The following is a 21,138-nucleotide window of genomic DNA, read 5'->3' as shown; positions in this document are numbered from 1 at the left end:
TGCAGGCTCAACTTAAAAAGTGGCCTAAGATACTGTCCAGTGTCAGGATCAAACCAGTCACCGTTCGGATCTAGGGAGCTAATCTACGCAACAGACTCATTAAGGTCTCAGGGACACGCCAGCTTCACCTGACCGAAGCAGATAGACTTTTTCATCGTCTTCCACCAGACTACTCTTAACATACAAGGGACACGGCAGTGCCGTGTCCTGGATTGCGACGCACAGCAAACAACCACATGAAGTAGAATAAATCTACTTTAAAAGCAGATAATACAGTGCTCCAGTTGAGTTGATATAACCGGCCCTATCGCCCGCTAAATTCCCCGTTCCCATAAATATGTCAACTCTCCCCGCACCTTTGATTGCACCGCCAGTATCTTGATCCAAAACGTACCGATTCACGGCATTTTGTTCGAGTTGTCCCGCCGCATTCGGATAAGGGAGTTTTGTACTAATTAATGCTAGTGCACCGGGGGGCATTAAGGCTTTATCGGTGGCGATCGACCTTTCGGCAGTTACAGGCACTCCAATGCTGCCTGTGGCTGGAACTCCATTAGTATCCCGGAAGAATACAAAGCTTTCATTTTTTGGCAAATATTTGTTCATCTCTGCGGGAAAGTTGGTGAAATATTCCTTTAGTTTCGGCAAATTCAACTCTTCTAAAGTAAACTTTCCGTCTTTAACTAATTCTCGCCCAACTCCTGTATAACTGTGACTGGTTTTGCCGGCGAAACCGACGGTCATCACGCTACCATCTGTTAACTGCAATCTCGCAGAACCTTGGACGTGCACGAGAAATGCTTGGAATCGATCGCGCAACCAGACTAATTCTAATCCTCGCAGCAATCCTTTGCTTCCCTGCAAAGCATCTGCGCCTTCCAAATCTAATCTTGTCGGGTGAGGTTTCGGCCAAGATGCCATGTTTGGCGGCATCCGGTACAGGGGATAACGGTATTCGGAATTAGGCGTGCGAGATGCTGCGTAAGTCGGCTCGAAATAACCTGTAAATGCGACTGTTCCTTTGCCATCTTTGCCCGTGGATTTATAAAATACAAATTCTCGCTTGACAGATTCCTGAAGTTGTGCAGGGGTTGTGGAACTGACAACTAATTGGCGGAATCGATCGAGGGAACGGCGAACTCGATCGCGCGTAACTCCTGCTACTGGATAGCGGCTGTAACCACTGCCGGCGGCCGATGTATCGAGATAGCGGAGGCTGTTGTCGATCGACTTTAACAGCAATTCCCGATCGCCCGGTTTGCCATTTTCGCCCCAGATTTGAGCATCAAAGGCGAGCTCATCCGACTCGCCAGCTTGCAATTGATTTAGACTAATGGGTTGCAGCGGCGGGGCTGCAACTACGGGTACCGAAAAAGCGATCGCCAAAACGCAACAGGCGATCGCTAATAGCTGATAGCGAAAAATCTTGTTCAATTTCCAATTTTCCCTACTCAATTGATGATTTTCCTTATTCCTCGTATCGCTCGACGCTAGAAGTAAATACCGGTTCTACGCGAATTGCGAGAATGCTGGTAGGCCGAACTACCATGTATTCGCCTTGAATATTTTTGATCGGGACATTAACAAATTCTGACGAATCTTGTTTGGGAACCAGAGTTTTATACCACTGTTGAAAATCTTGCAGCGTTGCGAAACGGATTTCTTCGCGGTGGCCGCCCTCAATCAACAGGTGCACGGAATATTCACTGGGAGTTCTAGGCATATCTGTATTTTTGATTTTTGATTTTAAGCTTTTGGAACGATTCCATATTTTACCTCTTCCTCGGCCCATTCCCTCATCGAGTAGGTTGGGTTGAGCCAGAGGGAGAGTGGGAGACGGGGAGAGTGGGAGACGGGGGAGGGGGAGAGTGGGAGAGGAGGAGACGGGAAAGGGTGAAAATCTCAATCTAAAATCTAAAATCCAAAATCTTAAATCGATTGACGGCGGCCCCCATCTGCGGCTACGCTGTGAAATTAAGGCTGCTTTGCTCAAAGAGCAAGCAGCCTACGTCGCTCAAAAATCTAGTTGCACTGCCCAAAGCTGCTACCAACAGCAATGGACAGCTAACCGCCAAACTGAGCTAACCAGTCTGGAGGCTAATGGAGAATTTTAACACTCTCTGTAGCCGCCCTGCTCTGTGTTACCGTGCGGGGCGGCTGGGTTTTTGGGTTTTCCTAGAAAACCAAAAACCAGGAGACCATATTATGTCACAGGAATTCGTACCTGACGATAACTTTTCCGCGCGTCCAAATGACGCCTCAGCAGTATCGGAACAGGAAGTCGTGCGGATCACGGTTGTCGGTTCCCGCGCAGCCGTGTTAGAAACCATCCACACCTTGTACCGACTAGGATTTGCCGCCGTCGGGGATTGGAGCCCGCCGCAGCGAGGTGCAAAGCCGGGACAAGTTATAAGTGTACTCATTCGCCGATCGCGCAAAGCCTAAAAATTTGATCAAATAAGGTAGGGACACGGCAATGCCGTGCCCTCCATCGCCCCGTCTACATGGCTGGATATACGGTTTTGACATCCTCGGAGGGCGATGGCGGGACGCCCCGCAAGCTACGAAAAATTTCATCCTCTAAGCCGGTTAATTCTACCCGTTCCCCATAGTCAGGACAGGCCTTGGTCGAAGTCTCTACAATGATTAATCCGGCGGAATACAGGGATTGTGTATTTTAGAACACGATTTGACCGCAACACTTAAAATAGTCTGGATTTACCGATCGACTGCACCCTTTTCTCATCAATATTTTTGGTTAGCTGCGGGTGTCTGTCAGCCGGAGTTGCGAGGTTCTGCTTCCAAAATGCTGATAATGGTGCACAATTTCACATTAACAGCAAAACTTGCACTATTTTGAGTAAGCTTTTGGTGAAACAGCTTAGAAAGCTTGTTTCTAAGAGTGATTCAAAATATCAAATTAATCCTCAACCTTGTCCAATTACCAATTACGAACCTATGCCCCGTCGTCAAGACTTAAAAAAGATTCTTCTCATTGGTTCCGGCCCAATTGTTATCGGTCAAGCGTGTGAATTTGACTATTCAGGGACACAAGCTTGTAAAGCTTTGCGAGAAGAAGGTTTTGAAGTAGTGTTGGTGAATTCCAACCCGGCAACGATTATGACCGATCCGGAAACTGCCGATCGTATTTACATCGAACCTCTAACGCCGGCCATCCTCGAACAAATCATCGCTAAAGAAAGACCTCAAGCAATTTTACCGACTATGGGCGGTCAAACGGCGCTAAATTTAGCAGTGGCAGTCGCTAAAAATGGCGTTTTAGAAAAGTACAAAGTTGAGTTGATTGGTGCTAAGTTGCCAGCAATTGAAATGGCCGAAGATCGGCTATTATTTAAGGAAGCGATGGCGCGAATTGGCGTCGCAGTTTGCCCTTCGGGAATTGCTAATACTCTCGACGAAGCCAAAGCAATTGGTCACCAAATCGGCAGTTATCCGTTAATTATTCGTCCTGCTTTTACAATGGGCGGCACGGGAGGCGGCATTTCTTACAATCAAGAAGAGTTTGAAGAAATGGCACAAGGCGGGATTGATGCCAGTCCAGTATCGCAAATTTTGATCGAACAATCTTTGATTGGTTGGAAAGAGTACGAACTCGAAGTAATGCGAGATTTGGCAGATAATGTGGTGATTATTTGTTCGATCGAGAATCTCGACCCGATGGGCGTCCACACTGGCGATTCTATCACTGTCGCCCCGGCGCAAACTCTCACAGACAAAGAATATCAGCGCCTGCGAGATGCTTCGGTGAAAATTATTCGCGAAATCGGAGTTGAAACCGGCGGTTCCAATATTCAATTTGCCGTCAATCCTGTCAACGGAGATTTCATCGTTATTGAAATGAACCCTCGGGTTTCCCGTTCCTCCGCCTTGGCCTCGAAAGCAACTGGTTTCCCCATTGCAAAAATGGCGGCCAAATTAGCGGTAGGTTACAGCCTAGACGAAATTTCCAACGATATCACCAAGAAAACTCCGGCGTCTTTTGAGCCGACAATTGACTACGTGGTGACGAAGATTCCCCGATTTGCCTTTGAAAAGTTCCCCGGTTCCGAACCGACTCTGACAACGCAAATGAAGTCGGTTGGGGAGGTAATGGCGATAGGGCGCAGCTTCAACGAATCCTTCCAAAAAGCGCTGCGGGGATTAGAAACAGGCCGTGCAGGTTTCGGCTGCGATAAACCGGAAAAGTTGCCGAGTTTGGAACAAATTCGCGCCGGATTGCGGACGCCAAATCCCGATCGCATTTTTACAGTTCGCCACGCGATGATGATGGGAATGTCGGTGGAAGATATCTTCGAGTTCACAGCAATCGACCCTTGGTTTTTGGATAAAATGCAGGAATTGCTGGAAACGGAGAAGTTCTTGAAACGAACGCGGTTGCAAGAGTTGACAAAAGAGACGATGTTTGAAGTAAAGCAGTTGGGATTTAGCGATCGCCAAATTGCTTACGCCACCAAAACATCGGAAGATCAAGTTCGCGCTTACCGCAAAGAGTTAGGCGTAATTCCGATTTACAAAACAGTCGATACCTGTGCCGCTGAATTTGAAGCGTTTACACCGTATTATTATTCCACCTACGAAGCGGGAGCGGCAATTTGGGACTTGGGCGATGAAGAAAAGAAGATTTCGCCTGTGGGCCACAGTCTCGCGCCGGAGTCGGAAGTTTTGCCTTCTACCAAGCGAAAAGTGATGATTTTAGGTGGCGGGCCGAACCGCATCGGACAGGGAATTGAGTTTGATTACTGCTGCTGTCACGCTTCTTATTCCCTAGGAGAAGACGGCTTTGAGACAATTATGGTCAACTCGAACCCGGAGACGGTTTCGACGGATTATGATACGAGCGATCGCCTGTATTTTGAACCGCTAACAAAAGAAGATGTTCTCAACATCATCGAAGCCGAAAATCCCGAGGGAATAATTATTCAGTTTGGCGGACAAACCCCGCTGAAATTGGCGCTTCCTTTACAAAAAGCTCTCGAAAATCACCCCGATGTACAAACAAAAATCTGGGGAACTTCGCCGGATTCCATTGATACTGCTGAAGACCGGGAGCGCTTTGAAAAGATTCTGCGGGAGTTGGATATTCAGCAAGCTGCTAATGGTCTAGCGCGTAGTTTTGAGGATGCTTTGATAGTAGCTCAACGGATCGGTTATCCGGTGGTGGTGCGGCCGAGTTACGTGTTAGGCGGGCGAGCAATGGAAATTGTTTATTCCGATACGGAATTGGAACGTTATATGACCTATGCCGTGCTGGTAGAACCCGATCATCCGATTTTAATTGATAAGTTCTTGGAAAATGCGATCGAGGTGGATGTAGATGCGATCGCCGATGTTACTGGCAATGTGACGATCGGCGGTATTATGGAACACATCGAGGAAGCGGGAATCCACTCCGGCGACTCTGCTTGTTCTATCCCTTACCAAACGCTTTCTGAGGCAGCTTTGGCAACAATCCGCCGCTGGACTATTGAATTAGCAAAATCCCTGAAAGTAATCGGGTTGATGAATATTCAATTTGCTGTTCAAGGGGAACAAGTTTTCATCTTGGAAGCTAATCCGCGCGCTTCTCGGACAGTGCCTTTTGTGTCCAAGGCGATCGGAGTTCCCTTAGCCAAAATGGCGTCGCGAGTCATGTCTGGCAAAACTCTAGAAGCTTTGGGTTTTACTGAAGAGATTATACCCACTCATGTTTCGGTAAAAGAAGCTGTATTGCCCTTTGCTAAGTTCCCGGGAACTGATACCTTGTTAGGGCCAGAAATGCGATCGACCGGCGAAGTCATGGGAATTGACACCGATTTTGGTAAAGCCTTTGCCAAAGCTCAATTAGGTGCCGGACAAATGATGCCGCTGTTGGGAACTGTGTTGGTTTCGATGCGCGATCGGGACAAACTAGCAGTTGTACCAGTTGTCAAGGAATTCTTAGAATTGGGTTTCAAAGTAGTCGCAACTCACGGCACACGCAAAGTTTTGCGAGAGCAAGGTTTAGACGTAGATTTGGAATTGAAACTGCACGAAGGGCGGCCGAATTTGTTGGATTCGATCAAGAATGAGAAAATTCAACTAATTATCACCACCCCTTCCGGCGAAGACTCCCGAGCCGACGGAATCTTTATCCGCCGCACAGCTTTGACTTACAAAATCCCGATTATTACGACAATAGCCGGTGCCAAAGCGACAGCAGCGGGAATTCGATCGCTCAAATCCCACCCGATGGAAGTAAAAGCAATTCAAGACTATTACCCGCAAACATAGACTGCGAAACACCCTATGTTTAGGGTGTGCAGCGCGCACTATTAGTGTCAACTTAGGCTTTTAGTCCGCCAGTCCTCCCGCTCACCCGGCAGTCCGCCAGGGAATGAATTCCCTGTCTTATAGCGAAAGTCCTCTCAAAGAGGACTGAAGAACTCATTAGTCCTGATAGCGAGGACTTTCGCTTGGAGGTTCTTGTTGAAACCCCTGCCGGACTGAGAGTTTAACGTGTTTGTTGACACCAATGACCGCGCACCTTATCCTCAACATAAGGTGCGCGCCACCAAAACCTAATCTGCATCGGACTCCAAAACTCCGCTAGACAGCATCAACCTCGGCCAAACTAACAAGAAAAAACCCATCCAAGCTAATAAAGGAATCGCGACTAAAACAGTTATCCAAACAGTTTTTAATAAAAACCAACTACCGCTAATCAGGCTAGTACCAGTTAAAAGAATCGACCACGGCTGGCACCACCAAGGTTTGTAACTCCAAGGACTAATAGCTTTTTGATTAGAAAGTTTTTTATCAGAAATAGATTTCATATTTTTAGTGATTGTTTATGGAGAATAGTCGGGCTAGCTGGGTTAACCGAAGTTAAACATTCATCACCTCTTCTGCTGTCAGCGTTAATTCGGGAAAAGTCGGCGACACAATTGGTTCGCTGCCTTTAAACGCGCTTCTTTGATAGTTGCCTTCTGCATCCAAAAGGTGGACAAATACAGTGGGAACTTTGGGATTTCCCAGAAATTCTCTGCTGCCAATTGCTAAATAATCGACAATCCAATACTCAGGTATTCCGAGGCGCCGATATTCGTCCAATTTGTCTATATAATCGTCCTCCCAATTTGTTGATGTTACTTCCACTGCCAGTTGAATTGGTTCCCGTAATGCAGCATAAGCCGAACGGTTCGAGGGCCAGAAATCGCGATCGATTACACTGACATCCGGTCTCCGCCCTTGTTCGATGCCGGCTTTACTTACAGTTTTGATAACGGCGGTATTGTTGACTACATAATTAAAACTTAGTCGCCGGATTTCATCGTTGAAGCCAAATAACATGAAATTAGCAACATCACCATAATTTCTTGTGGCATTCCTCTCTACAATTTCTCCATTTACCAGTTCATAGAGTCCATCTTCGGGACATTCTACAAGGAATTGGTCAAAGGTTAATTTTTGCGTGACTGTTGCAATCATAAGATTTATCCTTATTTTGCAGTAATATTATTAGTCTATATTACCACAGGCAGGAAGAAATTTGTTTTTTTGACAGCAGACATCCAATCCTCAAATCTAAAATATAAAATCAAAAATCAAAAATCGATTCACGTAAATGGTAAAATGCGATCGCCCTAGCAATTTGCACTTAAATTTGTTACTGACTTGATACAGTAAAGTAACAAACCTAGAAATAGAGCCACTCCCAGGTCAACCCCGAACCATGAGACTAGACGAAGCCGTAGAATTTGCCGAAAACCCAGAGCCGCGCTGTCCCTGCGTCCTCCTGCTGGACACCTCCGGCTCCATGCAAGGCGCACCCATAGATGCCTTGAATGAGGGGCTGGAAATTTTTAGGAATGACCTAATTAAAGACGAACTAGCTAAAAAGCGAGTCGAAGTCGCGATTATTTCATTTGACAATCATATCAAAGTCGTGCAAGACTTCGTAACTGCCGACCAGTTCGAGACGCCACTGCTGACAGCTCAAGGACAAACCCACATGGGCGCAGGCATTCAGCTAGCATTAGATACCATTGCGGCCCGCAAATCCGAATACCGCAACAACGGCATTACCTATTACCGCCCGTGGGTATTTATGATTACCGACGGCGAACCTCAAGGCGAATCAGATGATGTTGTGGAAATAGCAGCACAGCGGATTAAAGAGGAAGAAACTAACAAGCGCGTGGCATTTTTTGCAGTCGGAGTGGAAGGTGCTAATATCACCCGTCTGGCGCAAATAGTCGAGCGCACGCCTGTAAAATTGAGAGGATTAGACTTTAGAGAGATGTTCATCTGGCTGTCGGCTAGTATGCAGAGAGTTTCTCACTCAAAAATTGATGAACAAGTAGCACTGCCGCCACCCGGATGGGGAACTGTTTAGTCATTAGTGATTAGTCATTGGTCATTGGTCATTAGTATGTGACAAGCGGTAAGGTGCGGTGTGCATCGCCCTACATAATTAGTAAGGTGTGGTGTGCATCGCCCTACATAATTAGGGATAAATAAACCCGTCCAGACTTTGCATAGTTGTGAATTTACGAAGTTTTGAGTTAAAGAGTTATTAATGCAGAATTCATCCTTTAATTGGCAAGTTGTAGCGGCATCGGTGATAGGTACGAGCCACGAAAAAAGATCGCAGCCCTGTCAAGATGCCCATTGCTGGCGTCTCTTGCCAAATGGTGTTTTAGTGGCAGCGGTTGCCGACGGTGCGGGCTCCGCAGCACTCGCAGAAGTTGGGGCAAAAATTGCTGTCGAAGCGGTTGTCGAAACGATTTGCCAGCAACAGGAAAGGCTGCCTCAAAATGACGATGAATGGCAGATATTCTTGACAGCATCACTGCAAGTTGCGCGGGCGCAGGTGGAAGCAGAAGCGGCTGTGCGGGAAGTGGCTGCGAGAGATTTAGCCTGCACTTTAATTGCTGTTGTTGCTACGCCAGAATTAATCGCAGTTGCTCAAATCGGCGACGGTGCGGCGGTAGCAGGTGACAGTGCCGGAAATGCGATCGCCCTGACTGTACCTCCCTGCGGCGAATACATCAACGAAACTATATTTTTGATTTCGCCGAATGCGATAGAAACAGCGCAATTTCAGGTACTGCGGGAAAAACTGCGGCACTTGGCCGTTTTTTCCGACGGCTTGCAAATGCTAGCTCTCAAAATCCCGGAAGGCACGCCGCACAAGCCGTTTTTTGCGCCTTTGTTTCGGTTTTCTGCCGAGTGGAAAGAAGAGGAAGATGCCAAACAGCAGTTAGAGTCATTTTTGCGATCGCCCCGCGTTTCCGAACGCACCGATGATGACTTAACATTATTGTTAGCAACTTTTTCGAGTTCGGAGGCACAGGACAATTAAAAATAGACATTTTGATAGACATTTTGCCAAAGCCAACACCCATCTGCGTGAATTGGCGTTGATTTGGGATTAAAAATTTCCGATTCTGAATTTTGCAACAAGTCTAATGCGTTCAACCTCATCAGCGGTGAAAATTTGGTGCGGTTCTATAATAAAATCGAGGTGTCAACAAATTTGCTTTAGTTTGTACAGTAGGTCGTCGTTTGCAAGCACAAGAGATTAAGGATAAGCTCAACTCCCTAATTAGCGCAGCAGATCCAATAGATCCGAGTTTGGCGAGAAGATTGGATGAAATCAATCGCTGGGTGAAAGATGTTAAACCCGGTTCGCTAACGGCTAAAAAATTTGTGATGGCTTTTTTGCTGCAGCTTATCCGAGATTCTCAGGTTTGGCTGGCAGTTCAATCTCTACCTTCGGAAAGAGAACAGCAAGCCGCGTTTGAGTTAATGACTCCGGGGGAAAGGTATTGGTACAGCTATCTATTTCCTAAATGGCTGAGGGAAAACGATCGCAAATTTTACATCTGGAAACAAAAACTGAAAGCCGGTAAATTCGATCCGGCTGACGATCTCGTCATTCGTGCGATCGCAGCCCGAATTGTCGATCGCCAAGGCACTGTTTTGTATCGATATGTTGCAGATCTTTCTATGGCAACCGATTCGATCGTTAGCAATCGCCAACAACAGCCCCTCTGCATTCAAGTCACAACTCTTTCGGATGAATTCTCTGAACAAAAATATCAGAATTGGCAACAAACTCTTCAAGATTGGGGGATTGACAGAGGATTATTTTTAAGTTATGATAAAAACGATGCAAATTTTCTGAACCAGTTAGTTAACATTGCATTATATAATAGTGATAATTTGCCCGCAGGTCGTTACCTCAAGTTCCCGTAAATCAAGCATATCTGCTGCTGAGAATAGTTCGACTGCTCCAAAATCCGTGAAAAAAAAATTTGACTAACTCACATATTGCACAATTTTCGACAATGGCAAAAGCCTAGTCCCCAGACAGCTTCCCGCAAAAGGGAAGGCGGAGCAAGATTCTTCCTCCCCTTTTCTGGTTCCGGGAGGGGTCTGCCAGACGGCGACAACAGGTGCTTGATACCAAGGCTAAGCAGGGAAGATTTACCGCAGCAATCAATCTTGTTAAATAACTAGCCACTCGGCCTAAATTGAATTGAGATTTGATTTAATCGCCGTATAGTTGTTGGAAATAAAATCAAATTACATCAAAATCAAATACTATGACAGTACAAGGTACACACACCGTTGAAAATAACTTGCATAAAGTCTGGGAAGAACTGGAAGCTGCCAGAAAAATGCAGGATGAATGGATGAATCACGGGGTAGATTTTGTAGATTTGTATGTGGAAGATGCGGGCGGTGATTGGTTGGAAAAGTGGGGTAAATGTGAAGAAGAATTAGAGCGAATTAAACATAATGTAGATATTGAAGCAGTCAAAGCAGCGATCAACATTCCCAGCTTTCAGCAGACAAAACTGCTAGAAATCGCCTTGAATTGCCGTTACTATACCAGCGATTATTCCGATTGCCCCGAGGAGTCTCCCGCTTGGCAAGAGGTTAAGTACAAACGGCTGTCACTCTTAGGCGGAGCGATTTTCGGTGCTGTTGTTACCGATTACCTGTACCGGGAATATCCAGAACTCGATCCAGATGCTATCTCAACTTTAAAAGCTCGTTTATCAGACCCGAAAAAACTTGCGGAACTTGCACAAAATTTGAAATTAAACCAACTCGGTTGGCGCGTCTGGAATCGGAAACAAACAGACGAAAGCGAGTATAGTAGATTGCTTTCGGAGACTTTTGAAGCTTTGTTTGGCGCGATTTACTTGGAGTTTAATCGCGATTTTTTTCATGGTGGAAACTGGCTGATTCAGCAGTTGATTGAACCAACTGTTAGCCAGGATCTGGATCTAACTGGGCGGCGAGAAATGGCGCTAGAAAACGAGGTGAAACGCCGGGAAATCCTGGGTGCGGATATTCTAGACGCGATCGCGATCGACTATTTGTATCACCGCTTTCCCGAACGCAACGCCAGCCAGCTAACTCGCTGGAAAAATATGTTAGTCGCCAAAGAGATTTTTCCCAAAGACTTTAAGGCAAAATTAGGCAGCCATTACCTAGAGTTGGAGAGCAATTTCTCGCGTACCCGCGACTGGTTGGTGGATAACTTTATCAAAAGCGCAGTTGACGAACTGCTAGAGGAAAGCGAAACTCAACCAGAATATGTGATTGACAGTGCGAACCCGGAATCCCTGCCAGAATTGGTCAGCCGAATTACAGACAAAAAGTGGAAAAATGAATTTGTGAGAGTTGTCAGCATTTTGCAACCTGCTGACGAACTTTTGCTGCTGATGCAACAAAAATTAGACAGTATGGTGGCTAAAGATGAAACTTTGCAGCAGTTGCTAATTTGGGCAAATCACAAGTCTCAGTTAGTGCAAAGGAATTTTAAACCTGCGGAAATTCGCGCTTTTTATGTTGCCTTAGTTTGCGTCCTCGATTTGGCTTTGACTCGCGTGCTCGATCCGAGTCTGAAGTTTGATAGATCGAAAGTTAGCAAGTTTCGGAATTGTTTGGCAAAGGCTGGGAAAAATGTAGAATTTGCTGATGTTAACGAGTCTCTGAAATTGGCTTTTAATAATGATCTGGCGGGTATCTTGGTTGGCATTTGGGCGCTGGATATTGAACCAGAACTTAAACAACTGCTGGCACAATTTCAGACGGAGATGCCTGATTTGCAAAACTGGAAAAAGTGGCGCAAAGAGTGCGGTAGCTGTTGGCTGGCAAAATTCAAAACTGCGATCGGCTACAATCGAGACTTCCGCCCCCAACAGAAAACTTTGCTGAAACAGTATTACTATGCCCACAATTTGCTGGTGGAATGCCTCAACAGCGATAATTGTCAGGTGACACCGGCCGTCAGACAAAAAATTGAGGATAAAATGTTGTTATTGTCGGTGGATTTGAAGCTGGTTCACATCTAATTTTGATAGCGGGGACGGGCGGGATGCCCATCCTAGTGATGGATGGACGGGCGGGACGCCCATCCCACTAATGGAAACAGGGCTTACCCACTCCGACCCAAGAAACCGGGTTTTTTACCGAATCTGCGGGCTGCAACGCCTCTTTTGGTGAAAAACCCGGTTTCTCCTCACCGGTGCCTAAGTCATAACAAAGGTAAGATTTAATGGGCAAGTCAAATTTATTGAGTGATGGCTTCCAAATCCTGTATCCCATAACGGAATTCTATGCAGTTGCAGCGCCAATTTAGCGGACAACTGATTGCGATCGACACCAAAACCGCGATCGCCAGTGGGGGTGAAGGTCGCATCTACCCGATCGCCCAAGACTCGTCCCTTGTAGCAAAAATCTACCACAAACCGACAGACGAAGACGGCGACAAACTCACAGTCATGTTCAGTATGCCGCCGGATGCGCCGATCGCGGAACCCGGGCACGCTTCCATTGCTTGGCCGATCGATTTGCTGCATACTGTCGGCGGGCGAGAAAAAATCGTCGGTTTTGTGATGCCGCACGTCAACAAAGTGATGCCGGTACACACTTTCTACACTCCCAAAACTAGGCGCGAACAAAAACCCCTATTTAGCTATCTTTACCTCCACCGTACCGCCCGAAATCTCGCCTCGGCTGTCAACGCCCTCCACATCAGGGGTTACGTCATCGGCGACGTAAACGAGTCGAATATTCTCGTGACTGATACGGCGTTGGTAACGCTGGTAGACACCGATTCGTTTCAAGTGCGTGATCCTTATACGGGTTACGTTTATCGGTGTCCCGTGGGGAAACCGGAGTTTACGCCGCCGGAGTTGCAGGGGCAGACTTTCCGCGATATCGATCGAGCTCCAGAGCACGATTTGTTCGGTTTAGCGGTATTAATTTTTCAATTGCTGATGGAAGGTACGCACCCGTTTTCGGGAGTTTATCTCGGTAGCGATGAACCGCCGTCTTTGGAAGCGAGAATTCGATCGGGCCATTTCCCTACAGGTACGAAGCGGATTCCCTACCGCCCGATGCCGGCTGCGCCTCCTTTTGAGATGCTGCATCCGCGACTGCGGCAACTGTTTATCCGCTGTTTTGAGGAAGGGCACGGCAATCCTTTGGCGCGCCCGGATGCGAAAACTTGGGTGAATGCGATTCGGGAAGCGGAAGATGCTTTAGTTACTTGCAGCAAAAATAGTCAGCATAAATACGGAAATCATCTGAATCGGTGCCCTTGGTGCGATCGGGCAAAATTCCTCAAAGGCCGCGATCCTTTTCCTTCGCGGCAAGCAGTCAGCAACGGATTGCACTTGCAGCCCGCGAAAAGCAAGCGTAAAAAGCCCCAACCACCGCCTGTCGTGAACCCACCCGCAGTGCGCCGACAACAGCCCGCCACGGGGCTGCCACGCCCCCTCGGCCACTACGCAGTGCCGTTGCTACCGATGCCGATGTCTCGGAGTCGGACTCCTGCGCCTCAGATTCCCGTGGGCAAGTTTGAGCGCATTTTTCAGGATGCTGCTTGGGGAGGTGTTTGGGGCAGTTTGTGTTTGGCGGCGATCGGGGGGATTTATTCGGCAATAGCTGAGGGCGGCGGCGCTATTTTGGGGGCGATTTTTGTTGGTACGATTTGGGGCTGTTTTTTTGGGATGATGTGGGGCGTTTTTACTTTGCCGCCGAATCAGATTTGGCGGAAGTGGGGCGGAGTTTTGGTGGGGGCGGCTTGGGGCGGTTTTTTGTTGGCGGCGATCGGCGGTGCGGTGTTTGGCGCGATTAATAGCACTCCGGGAATCGGGGAGAGGATTTTGGCTGGGGCGGGGGTTGGTGCTGTCTGGGGCTGTGTTTGGGCAACTTTTCGGCCTCCTCTGGCGCTGCCGATGGGGAGGGTATGGGGCCGGCGGGGAGGGTATTTGGGGGCTGTCTGGGGCTCGTTTGTGGGGACTCTGGCTGGTGTTTTTTTGGGGGCTGGGCTGGTGGTTTGGCAGCAGTACGGTGGCCAGATGCGGCCGGTGAATGAGTTTGCGGGTTTGTTGCTGGGTGTGGCGATCGTGGCGGCTGGTGTGGGTTCGGTTGGGGGTGTGGTTTCTGGGGGTTTGTTGGGTTTTTGCGGGTTTGCGCCGAAGTTGCCGATTTCGTTTCAGCCTTCGGGTGTAAATGGTGGGTTTTTGGGGGCTATTTGGGGCAGTTTTTTGGGGACTTTTGCGGGTGCTGTGTTGGGGGCGGGGGTGTCTGCGATGTTTCCGGCTGTCAGCGCTGGGGTGCCGGTGGAATTGGGGCCTGTGGCGGGGGCGATCGTGGGGTCTGGTTTGGGGGCGATTTGGGGGGTGGTTTCGGGTACTGTTTGGGGGGCTTTGGGGAAGTGGTGATCGGGTTGATGTGTTTTTTTGGGTTGAAAATGCGTGAATGGGTAGGTGTAAAAATCGAGGTGTTAAATTTGGGGGCTATAATGTAGAGCCTGTAAGGGTTAGAGGCACTTTAACCAATAAAAGGGTAGCCGCAATCGCTGAAATCTATGCAGGATAAGGGTTTTATGGCTGTATGAAAATTTGGGTATTGACAAGTCGAAGGCTGAAATGGTACTTTTGTTTTAGATTCACGCAACTGAACGTTGAAAACTAAATACAGCAAAGCTTCTGGAACGGGCGGCCGCAAAAACCCTAAAACCCTATCAGGGATTGAAACATATTGGCAAAGTGTCTTGTAGGTAGCATACAGGCCGGAAAAACCCTAAAACCCTATCAGGGATTGAAACTTCAGATATCCATAATAATCGCCATCGCCAGAGGACACCGGAAAAACCCTAAAACCCTATCAGGGATTGAAACTCTGTACCTCTGAAGATGTTAAAAGCATATCCGTTAAAACCGGAAAAACCCTAAAACCCTATCAGGGATTGAAACAAGCCAATCATCGTAGGTGATATCAGGTTTAGCACCGGAAAAACCCTAAAACCCTATCAGGGATTGAAACCCGGAATCGCTCCATCGCGCCCCCATCCGGAGCCACCGGAAAAACCCTAAAACCCTATCAGGGATTGAAACCGCTCGTTAAACGCCACATGAGATGTGGTGTAGAAGGCCGGAAAAACCCTAAAACCCTATCAGGGATTGAAACCGCATTGTGGCAGGAGGCTACGGGGTCGGAGAAAGCCGGAAAAACCCTAAAACCCTATCAGGGATTGAAACTGCTATCACTTGCAATCAGTCAATAAATATAAAAATGGTAGGCCGGAAAAACCCTATTTCCCGATCTAAGCCTTGAAACCCTTTATTAGAAGGCTTTCGCCTAGGACAATGTAGCGGGAAAAACCCTAAATCCCTATCAGGGATTGAAACAAAGTCCAAGCGCGCTGCAAAAAACCTAAATCCCTATCAAACATTGAAACTAAATCCGGTATGATATCATTTCCGCTTGCACTCAGACATGACTGTTGATTGTGAGTCGAAAAACTGAAAATTGCGCTGATATTTGTTGGCAGCTTGACTCGACTTTACCAGGACGGACGATGAAGCGGGGATTTGATATCATTCCGGCGCACCCGGAATTGATATGAAGCAGCAAAATACAAATTAAGCCACCATAAACCTAAATCCCATTTTCACCAAAGAACTGGGCGGAGCGTAGCGGAGGGCTGAAGCCCCGTCCTTCTAGGACGGATTTAATTCTCTTCAATCTTTCAAGGGTTGTATCAACAATACATGGTATGATAGAGTAATTCAAGCAACAAAAAATAATGAAAGCAAGGTATCAGTACAGAATCTATCCGACAGACCAACAGCAGCAGAGATTGGCTCAGTTGTTTGGCTGCGTTCGTGTAGTCTGGAACGATGCTCTTGCGCTCTGCAAACAGTCTGAAAAGAAGCCCAAATCGACCGAACTTCAGAAGATAGTAATTACTCAGGCAAAACGGACAACCGAAAGAGCTTGGCTGGAGAATGTGTCATGTGTTCCCTTGCAGCAGTCGGTGGCTGATTTAGAAATCGCTTTCAAGAACTTTTTCGACTCCTGTAAAGGAAATAGAAAAGGACGTAAAGTTGGGTATCCTAAGTTCAAAAAAAGAACTAGCAGCCAATCGGCAAGACTTACCCGCCGTGGATTCTCAATGAAGGAGAACGGAGGTGTATACTTAGCTAAGATTGGGATTGTCAACCCAGTCTGGTCAAGAGAATTACCGTCGGAACCTAGTTCTGTCACAGTAATTAAGGACTGTGCAAACCGTTATTTTTTGAGTTTTGTTGTAGAGATTGAATCAATTCAAACTGAGGCTAAGAATTCAAGTGTCGGGATTGATTTAGGGATAAAAACCTTTGCAGTGATGAGCAACGGCGAGAAAGCCGAAAGTCCCAACTATAAAAAGCTAGACCGGAAAATTCGTAAACTGCAACGTAAATTAGCCCGTCAACCAAAAGATTCTAGGAGAAGAAATCTAACCCGCATTAAGATTGCGAAGTTGCACAATCAAATTGCCGATACCCGCAAAGATTTTCTACACAAATTGTCAACCAAAATAGTCAACGAAAACCAAGTGATAGTTTTGGAAGATTTAAATGTGTCGGGCCTGGTCAAGAATCGGAAACTTTCGAGAGCGATTAGCCAGCAAGGATGGAGAGAATTCAGGACTTTGTGCGAGGCTAAATCCGAAAAATTTGGCAGAGAGTTTCAGGTCATCAGTCGCTGGGAACCTACTAGCCAAGTCTGCTCAGATTGTGAGTTTAAATGGGGTAAAATCGATTTGTCTATTCGCTCAGTGCTTTGTCCCAGTTGTGGCACTGAACAAGACAGAGACGAAAATGCTGCTAGAAATATAGAGCAAGTCGGGATGGGGAATCGCCACGACTCTAAAGGGGCGCTGAGGGACTGTAAGACTACTTCGGTAGCAAGACCCGATGAAGCGTCAAAAATCACCGCTGCTTTAGCACGGTAAGTATTTCAATTGAGATGACAATGACAATTCGGCTTTTCAATCAAAGACTCAACCAAAGCATTCAAAGCAACCGCCGCCAACAACCCGCCGCCAAAAGTTCCCACAGTCGTAATATAAGCAACGCCCGATCGCACTAACCGCCGTTTCGCCACCGGAGAATGACTAAAACCGATCGGCATTCCAATCACCAAAGCCGGTTGCAGTTCCCCGTTCTCGATCGCCTCGCACACCGCCATCAGCACAGACGGCGCATATCCTATCACCAATATACATCCCTTTTCCAGTTTCAACAACTTATCAAACCACTCACCATGCTGCCAGAATTCCTGTTCCGCTTCCGCCGCAGCATTGATGTGCGGATCATCAATTAAAGTTGCAATACTTGTTCCCAAATGCGCCAATCTAGTCCCATCCAAAGCCGCAAAAACAGGCGGCACATCAGCCACAATTTGACACTGATTTTTCAAAGCTTCCCGCGCCGATTTAATCGCCGTTGTGCTCAACTTCACAAACGGCAGCAGCGAACAATCTCCGCAGGCTAACACCAGTTTAGAGAGCAAGTCTACCTCAATTTCCGAGCGATCAGTCAAATCCGGCAACAAATGCTGCAACGACTCCCCAAAATCTTCCGGGTGAGTGTGCGCCCCCGCATCCCAACCCTCCCAAAGTTGTTCCAACTCATCCAACCCCCCCTCAGTTTCCGCCTGCAACAGCCTTAATTGCGCCAGGGCGTCCGCTTGCACCGCTTGACAGGAAATATCCCGTCCCAGCAATCCTTCCAGCGCCGAAGCCGTTTCTCTGAGGCGAACAATTTGCTGAATAACCGACAGATATTGCCGTTGCAGAGTCGCCATCAGCGCGTCTGGGGAAGCATCCGCATCAGTTTCTAACAGTTTCCGGATGTGAGACAGTTGAAAGCCTTGCTGCTTGAGTGCGACTATTCTTTGCAGTCTTTGCACATCGCTGCGGGTATACAATCTGTAGTTAGAGGTCGATCGCACAGCCGGAGATAGCAGCCCCAAAGCGTGATAATGCCGCACCATCCGAGGCGTAATAGCGCCTTTTACCGCTTCAGTAAGTTGTTTGATTGTTAGGTATTGTTGCATGGGATTTTGGGATTTTGATTGTATATTTGATTCTCGAATTCACCCAGAGTCCTAGGAGTGAATGAATTCCCACGCATTCACCCACAGTCCGCCGGGGATTGAAATCCCCGTCTCATAGCAGAAGTCGGTTAAAACCGACTGAAACATTAAATTCAATTCTCAGCCATCTTCAAATTCAATTCTCAACTCTCTTGAGTCCTCTTTCAGAGGACTTGCGCTATGAGACAGGGAATTCATTCCCTGTCGGACTCTGGGACTCAACTATTCTTATTGCATTGGATTTTGGGATTTTGATTGTATATTTGATTCTCGAATTCACCCAGAGTCCGCCGGGGAATCAATTCCCCGTCTCATAGCAGAAGTCGGTTAAAACCGACTAAAACATTAAATTCAATTCTCAGCTATCTTCAGTCCTCTTTCAGAGGACTTGCGCTATGAGACAGGGAATTCATTCCCTGTCGGAATGTCGGACTCTGCGACTCAACGAGGGGCGAGTTTTGTAATTTATTTTAGTTTTACTCTTGACATTGACATTAATGTCAAGGTTTAGGCTACAGGAGTCATTCTACCAAATCAAATTTCCCCCATGACTCCCAATTCCCTCTCAATTTCTCGCTTCTCCCAGTTAGCCGAAGAACATCCAGATGCTGTGACTGCGGCCCTGTGCGGAATTCTAGTAATCTTGGGTTCGCTAGCGCTGCAATTCGGCTGGCTGGGTGTAGCTGTGTTCATCTTACCCGCAGCTTATGTTATCGGCGGCTATTCCAGCACCCGCGAAGGCTTAACTACGCTTTTTCAAGAACGCGAATTAGATGTAGATTTGTTAATGATTGTTGCTGCTTTGGGCGCGGCAGGTTTGGGGCTGTGGCGGCAAGAATATCATTTAATTGTTGACGGTGCGGTGTTGATTTTAATCTTTGCAATTAGCGGCGCGCTGGAAGGTTATGCTATGCAGCGGACTGAACGCAGCATCCGCAGTTTGATGAGTTTGACTGCGGATACTGCTAGGGTGGTAATGTACGGCGGGGAACGGGAAGTTGCGATCGACAAATTGGAAATTGGCGATTACATTTTAGTCAAGCCCGGAGAAATCATCCCCACAGATGCGATAATTATTGAAGGCTACAGTGCGATCGACCAAGCCTCGATTACCGGCGAGTCGATGCCCGTAGAGAAAACCAGCGGCGATGAAGTCTATGCAGGTACAATTAATGGTGTCGGCGCGCTAAAACTCGAAGTTCATAAAACTCCAGAAAGCAGCTTGATTCAGCGAGTGATTCGGCTGGTTCAAGAAGCGCAAACAGCAGCGCCGCCTTCTCAAATGTTTGTGGAAAAATTCGAGCGCGGTTATGCCAAATTAATTGTCGGTTTAGGCTTGCTTCTGGCAACTTTGCCGCCCTTTATTTTAGGCTGGAATTGGGAAGAGACAATCTATCGGGCGCTGATTTTCCTAGTAGTCGCCTCCCCCTGCGCGCTGATGGCTTCGATTATGCCGGCGCTGCTTTCGGGAATTGCTAACGGGGCGAGACAGGGAATTTTGTTTAAAAGTGGCGCGCAATTAGAGATGATTGGTAAAGTCAGGGCGATCGCCTTTGACAAAACCGGAACTCTCACCACGGGAAAACCTGAAGTTATCCAAATTGTACCAGCAGCCGGATATACTGAAACAGAAGTTCTGCAATTGGCTGCTGCCCTAGAAGCTCATTCCGAACACGCGATCGCCTCTTCAATTGTCAGCGCCGCCCAGCAGCAACAGTTACAATTGCCAACCGCTACCGATGTACAAGCAAAAATCGGTCAAGGAATTGTCGGCAAAGTCAACAATCAAATCATAGCCATTGGTAAAGCAGAATTTGTCGAAGCAACTTCCGAATTAGCTCAAATCAGCCAGCAGTTGCAAGCCGAAGGTAAAACCGTTGTTTGGGTGGCAAAGGGCGCTCAGCTTTTGGGAATCATCGCAGTAGCAGATACCCTCCGCCCCGAAGCAGCAGCAACGGTAAAATGCTTGCAAAAATTAGGCGTAGAACATATAATTATGCTGACCGGCGACAACGAGCAAACAGCTCAACACATCGCCCGTCAATTAGGCATCAAAGAAGTGTACGCCGAACTTTTGCCATTCGACAAAGTGCAGGCAATCAAACAACTGCAAACCCAGTATCAAACTGTAGCAATGGTAGGAGACGGCATCAACGACGCCCCCGCCCTCGCTCAAGCTTCCGTCGGCATTGCGATGGGAATTTCCGGCAGCGATGTTGCTTTAGAAACTGCTGATATCGTATTAATGGCAGATAAGTTAGAGCAACTAGCTAAAGCAATTAGTTTAGGCCGCCGCGCTCAAAAAGTTGTCAAACAAAACATTATTTTTGCACTCAGTTGCATAGTCCTGTTGTTGGCAGCTAATTTTTTCGCAAATATCACCATGCCTTTCGGCGTCATCGGTCACGAAGGCTCTACGGTAATAGTAACCTTAAGCGGTTTGCGCCTCCTGAGAAATTAGACACCAAAAACCGCTAAAATCGAGGCAGAGCCTCTAGAAATACGTTCTCAGGCAGAGCCTGGGAACGAGACTCTTATCTGCGTTAATCTGCGTTAATCTGCCTTCATCTGCGGTTAAAAATTCAAAAAAATATTAAGAAAAACTACAATTTGTGTTTGGGTCACTCAAAATAAGCTAGCGTCAAAAGTATAGAATCATACCAAAATCAGAAATTGCTCGAAACTGCAATAAAAATTAACCTA

General features: G+C 47.2%; 15 protein-coding genes and 1 CRISPR repeat array. Of the genes, 10 read left to right on the top strand and 5 right to left on the bottom strand.

Translation table 11 applies throughout. The features are described 5' to 3' along the window. Positions 1 to 252: 252 nt before the first annotated feature. Together QUA40_RS03850 and QUA40_RS03845 are read right to left on the bottom strand one after the other, a co-directional pair. Complete coding sequence (locus QUA40_RS03850) at positions 253 to 1,434, bottom strand: murein transglycosylase A (protein WP_333121916.1); 1,182 nt, start codon at positions 1,432 to 1,434, stop codon at positions 253 to 255. Between the two features lie 34 nt (positions 1,435 to 1,468). Then, positions 1,469 to 1,723 carry a hypothetical protein gene (locus QUA40_RS03845; protein WP_333121914.1) on the bottom strand — a complete coding sequence of 85 codons (255 nt, stop codon included), beginning with the start codon at positions 1,721 to 1,723 and terminating at the stop codon, positions 1,469 to 1,471. Between the two features lie 145 nt (positions 1,724 to 1,868). Between QUA40_RS03845 and QUA40_RS03840 the strand changes: the two genes are divergently transcribed. From QUA40_RS03840 to carB, 3 genes are all read left to right on the top strand, one after another. Then, the gene (locus tag QUA40_RS03840; RefSeq protein WP_333121912.1) at positions 1,869 to 2,114 is read left to right on the top strand and encodes a hypothetical protein; all 246 of its coding nucleotides are present in this window, start codon (positions 1,869 to 1,871) and stop codon (positions 2,112 to 2,114) included. A 91-nt stretch (positions 2,115 to 2,205) separates the two neighbouring features. After that, on the top strand, positions 2,206 to 2,445 hold the full coding sequence (locus tag QUA40_RS03835; RefSeq protein WP_333121911.1) for a hypothetical protein: 240 nt from the start codon (positions 2,206 to 2,208) through the stop codon (positions 2,443 to 2,445). 513 nt (positions 2,446 to 2,958) lie between these two features. After that, a complete protein-coding gene (gene carB / locus QUA40_RS03830; RefSeq protein ID WP_333121910.1) occupies positions 2,959 to 6,270 on the top strand; it encodes a carbamoyl-phosphate synthase large subunit in 3,312 nt (1,103 codons plus the stop codon). A 287-nt stretch (positions 6,271 to 6,557) separates the two neighbouring features. Here the strand turns inward: carB and QUA40_RS03825 are convergent, their stop codons facing one another. Then, positions 6,558 to 6,812 carry a DUF6737 family protein gene (locus QUA40_RS03825; protein ID WP_333121908.1) on the bottom strand — a complete coding sequence of 85 codons (255 nt, stop codon included), beginning with the start codon at positions 6,810 to 6,812 and terminating at the stop codon, positions 6,558 to 6,560. A gap of 52 nt (positions 6,813 to 6,864) precedes the next feature. Further along, a complete protein-coding gene (locus QUA40_RS03820; protein ID WP_333121907.1) occupies positions 6,865 to 7,467 on the bottom strand; it encodes a Uma2 family endonuclease in 603 nt (200 codons plus the stop codon). Positions 7,468 to 7,711: 244 nt separating this feature from the next. Between QUA40_RS03820 and QUA40_RS03815 the strand changes: the two genes are divergently transcribed. The 6 genes from QUA40_RS03815 (at position 7,712) to QUA40_RS03790 (ending at position 17,290) form a co-directional block, all read left to right on the top strand. Further along, complete coding sequence (locus tag QUA40_RS03815) at positions 7,712 to 8,374, top strand: VWA domain-containing protein (RefSeq protein ID WP_332953856.1); 663 nt, start codon at positions 7,712 to 7,714, stop codon at positions 8,372 to 8,374. Positions 8,375 to 8,557: 183 nt separating this feature from the next. After that, positions 8,558 to 9,343 carry a PP2C family serine/threonine-protein phosphatase gene (locus QUA40_RS03810; protein WP_333121905.1) on the top strand — a complete coding sequence of 262 codons (786 nt, stop codon included), beginning with the start codon at positions 8,558 to 8,560 and terminating at the stop codon, positions 9,341 to 9,343. 203 nt (positions 9,344 to 9,546) lie between these two features. Continuing rightward, positions 9,547 to 10,239, top strand: coding sequence for a hypothetical protein (locus QUA40_RS03805; RefSeq protein ID WP_333121904.1), 693 nt, complete (start codon positions 9,547 to 9,549; stop codon positions 10,237 to 10,239). A gap of 350 nt (positions 10,240 to 10,589) precedes the next feature. Next, entirely contained in the window at positions 10,590 to 12,353 is a 1,764-nt protein-coding gene (locus QUA40_RS03800) for an NACHT C-terminal helical domain 2-containing protein (protein ID WP_333121903.1), read from the top strand. A 264-nt stretch (positions 12,354 to 12,617) separates the two neighbouring features. After that, positions 12,618 to 14,732 (top strand): DNA-binding protein, encoded by a 2,115-nt coding sequence (locus QUA40_RS03795; protein ID WP_333121901.1) that lies wholly within the window; start codon positions 12,618 to 12,620, stop codon positions 14,730 to 14,732. 279 nt (positions 14,733 to 15,011) lie between these two features. After that, positions 15,012 to 15,551: a CRISPR direct-repeat array (repeat unit 37 nt; unit sequence ACCGGAAAAACCCTAAAACCCTATCAGGGATTGAAAC). 548 nt (positions 15,552 to 16,099) lie between these two features. Next, on the top strand, positions 16,100 to 17,290 hold the full coding sequence (locus tag QUA40_RS03790) for an RNA-guided endonuclease TnpB family protein (protein WP_333121899.1): 1,191 nt from the start codon (positions 16,100 to 16,102) through the stop codon (positions 17,288 to 17,290). A 5-nt stretch (positions 17,291 to 17,295) separates the two neighbouring features. On the opposite strand, the gene QUA40_RS03785 is transcribed toward QUA40_RS03790, so the two are convergent. Continuing rightward, complete coding sequence (locus QUA40_RS03785; protein WP_333121897.1) at positions 17,296 to 18,396, bottom strand: precorrin-8X methylmutase; 1,101 nt, start codon at positions 18,394 to 18,396, stop codon at positions 17,296 to 17,298. 586 nt (positions 18,397 to 18,982) lie between these two features. Between QUA40_RS03785 and QUA40_RS03780 the strand changes: the two genes are divergently transcribed. Next, positions 18,983 to 20,896: a heavy metal translocating P-type ATPase gene (locus QUA40_RS03780; protein WP_333121895.1), complete on the top strand. Its 1,914-nt coding sequence runs from the start codon at positions 18,983 to 18,985 to the stop codon at positions 20,894 to 20,896. The last annotated feature ends 242 nt before the right edge of the window (positions 20,897 to 21,138 follow it).

It is taken from the genome of Microcoleus sp. Pol11C3, from assembly GCF_036701485.1.
In the GTDB taxonomy this organism is placed as follows: Bacteria; Cyanobacteriota; Cyanobacteriia; order Cyanobacteriales; family Microcoleaceae; genus Microcoleus.
This window is presented reverse-complemented; position numbering and strand designations above follow the sequence as displayed.

Excerpts from the sequence above, each read along its gene's own strand:
- carB (WP_333121910.1), top strand. The coding sequence starts at position 2,959 with ATGCCCCGTCGTCAAGACTTAAAAAAGATTCTTCTCATTGGTTCCGGC.
- QUA40_RS03795 (WP_333121901.1), top strand. The coding sequence starts at position 12,618 with ATGCAGTTGCAGCGCCAATTTAGCGGACAACTGATTGCGATCGACACC.
- QUA40_RS03800 (WP_333121903.1), top strand. The coding sequence starts at position 10,590 with ATGACAGTACAAGGTACACACACCGTTGAAAATAACTTGCATAAAGTC.
- QUA40_RS03780 (WP_333121895.1), top strand. The coding sequence starts at position 18,983 with ATGACTCCCAATTCCCTCTCAATTTCTCGCTTCTCCCAGTTAGCCGAA.
- QUA40_RS03815 (WP_332953856.1), top strand. The coding sequence starts at position 7,712 with ATGAGACTAGACGAAGCCGTAGAATTTGCCGAAAACCCAGAGCCGCGC.
- QUA40_RS03820 (WP_333121907.1), bottom strand. The coding sequence starts at position 7,467 with ATGATTGCAACAGTCACGCAAAAATTAACCTTTGACCAATTCCTTGTA.
- QUA40_RS03785 (WP_333121897.1), bottom strand. The coding sequence starts at position 18,396 with ATGCAACAATACCTAACAATCAAACAACTTACTGAAGCGGTAAAAGGC.
- QUA40_RS03845 (WP_333121914.1), bottom strand. The coding sequence starts at position 1,723 with ATGCCTAGAACTCCCAGTGAATATTCCGTGCACCTGTTGATTGAGGGC.
- QUA40_RS03790 (WP_333121899.1), top strand. The coding sequence starts at position 16,100 with ATGAAAGCAAGGTATCAGTACAGAATCTATCCGACAGACCAACAGCAG.
- QUA40_RS03825 (WP_333121908.1), bottom strand. The coding sequence starts at position 6,812 with ATGAAATCTATTTCTGATAAAAAACTTTCTAATCAAAAAGCTATTAGT.
- QUA40_RS03810 (WP_333121905.1), top strand. The coding sequence starts at position 8,558 with ATGCAGAATTCATCCTTTAATTGGCAAGTTGTAGCGGCATCGGTGATA.
- QUA40_RS03835 (WP_333121911.1), top strand. The coding sequence starts at position 2,206 with ATGTCACAGGAATTCGTACCTGACGATAACTTTTCCGCGCGTCCAAAT.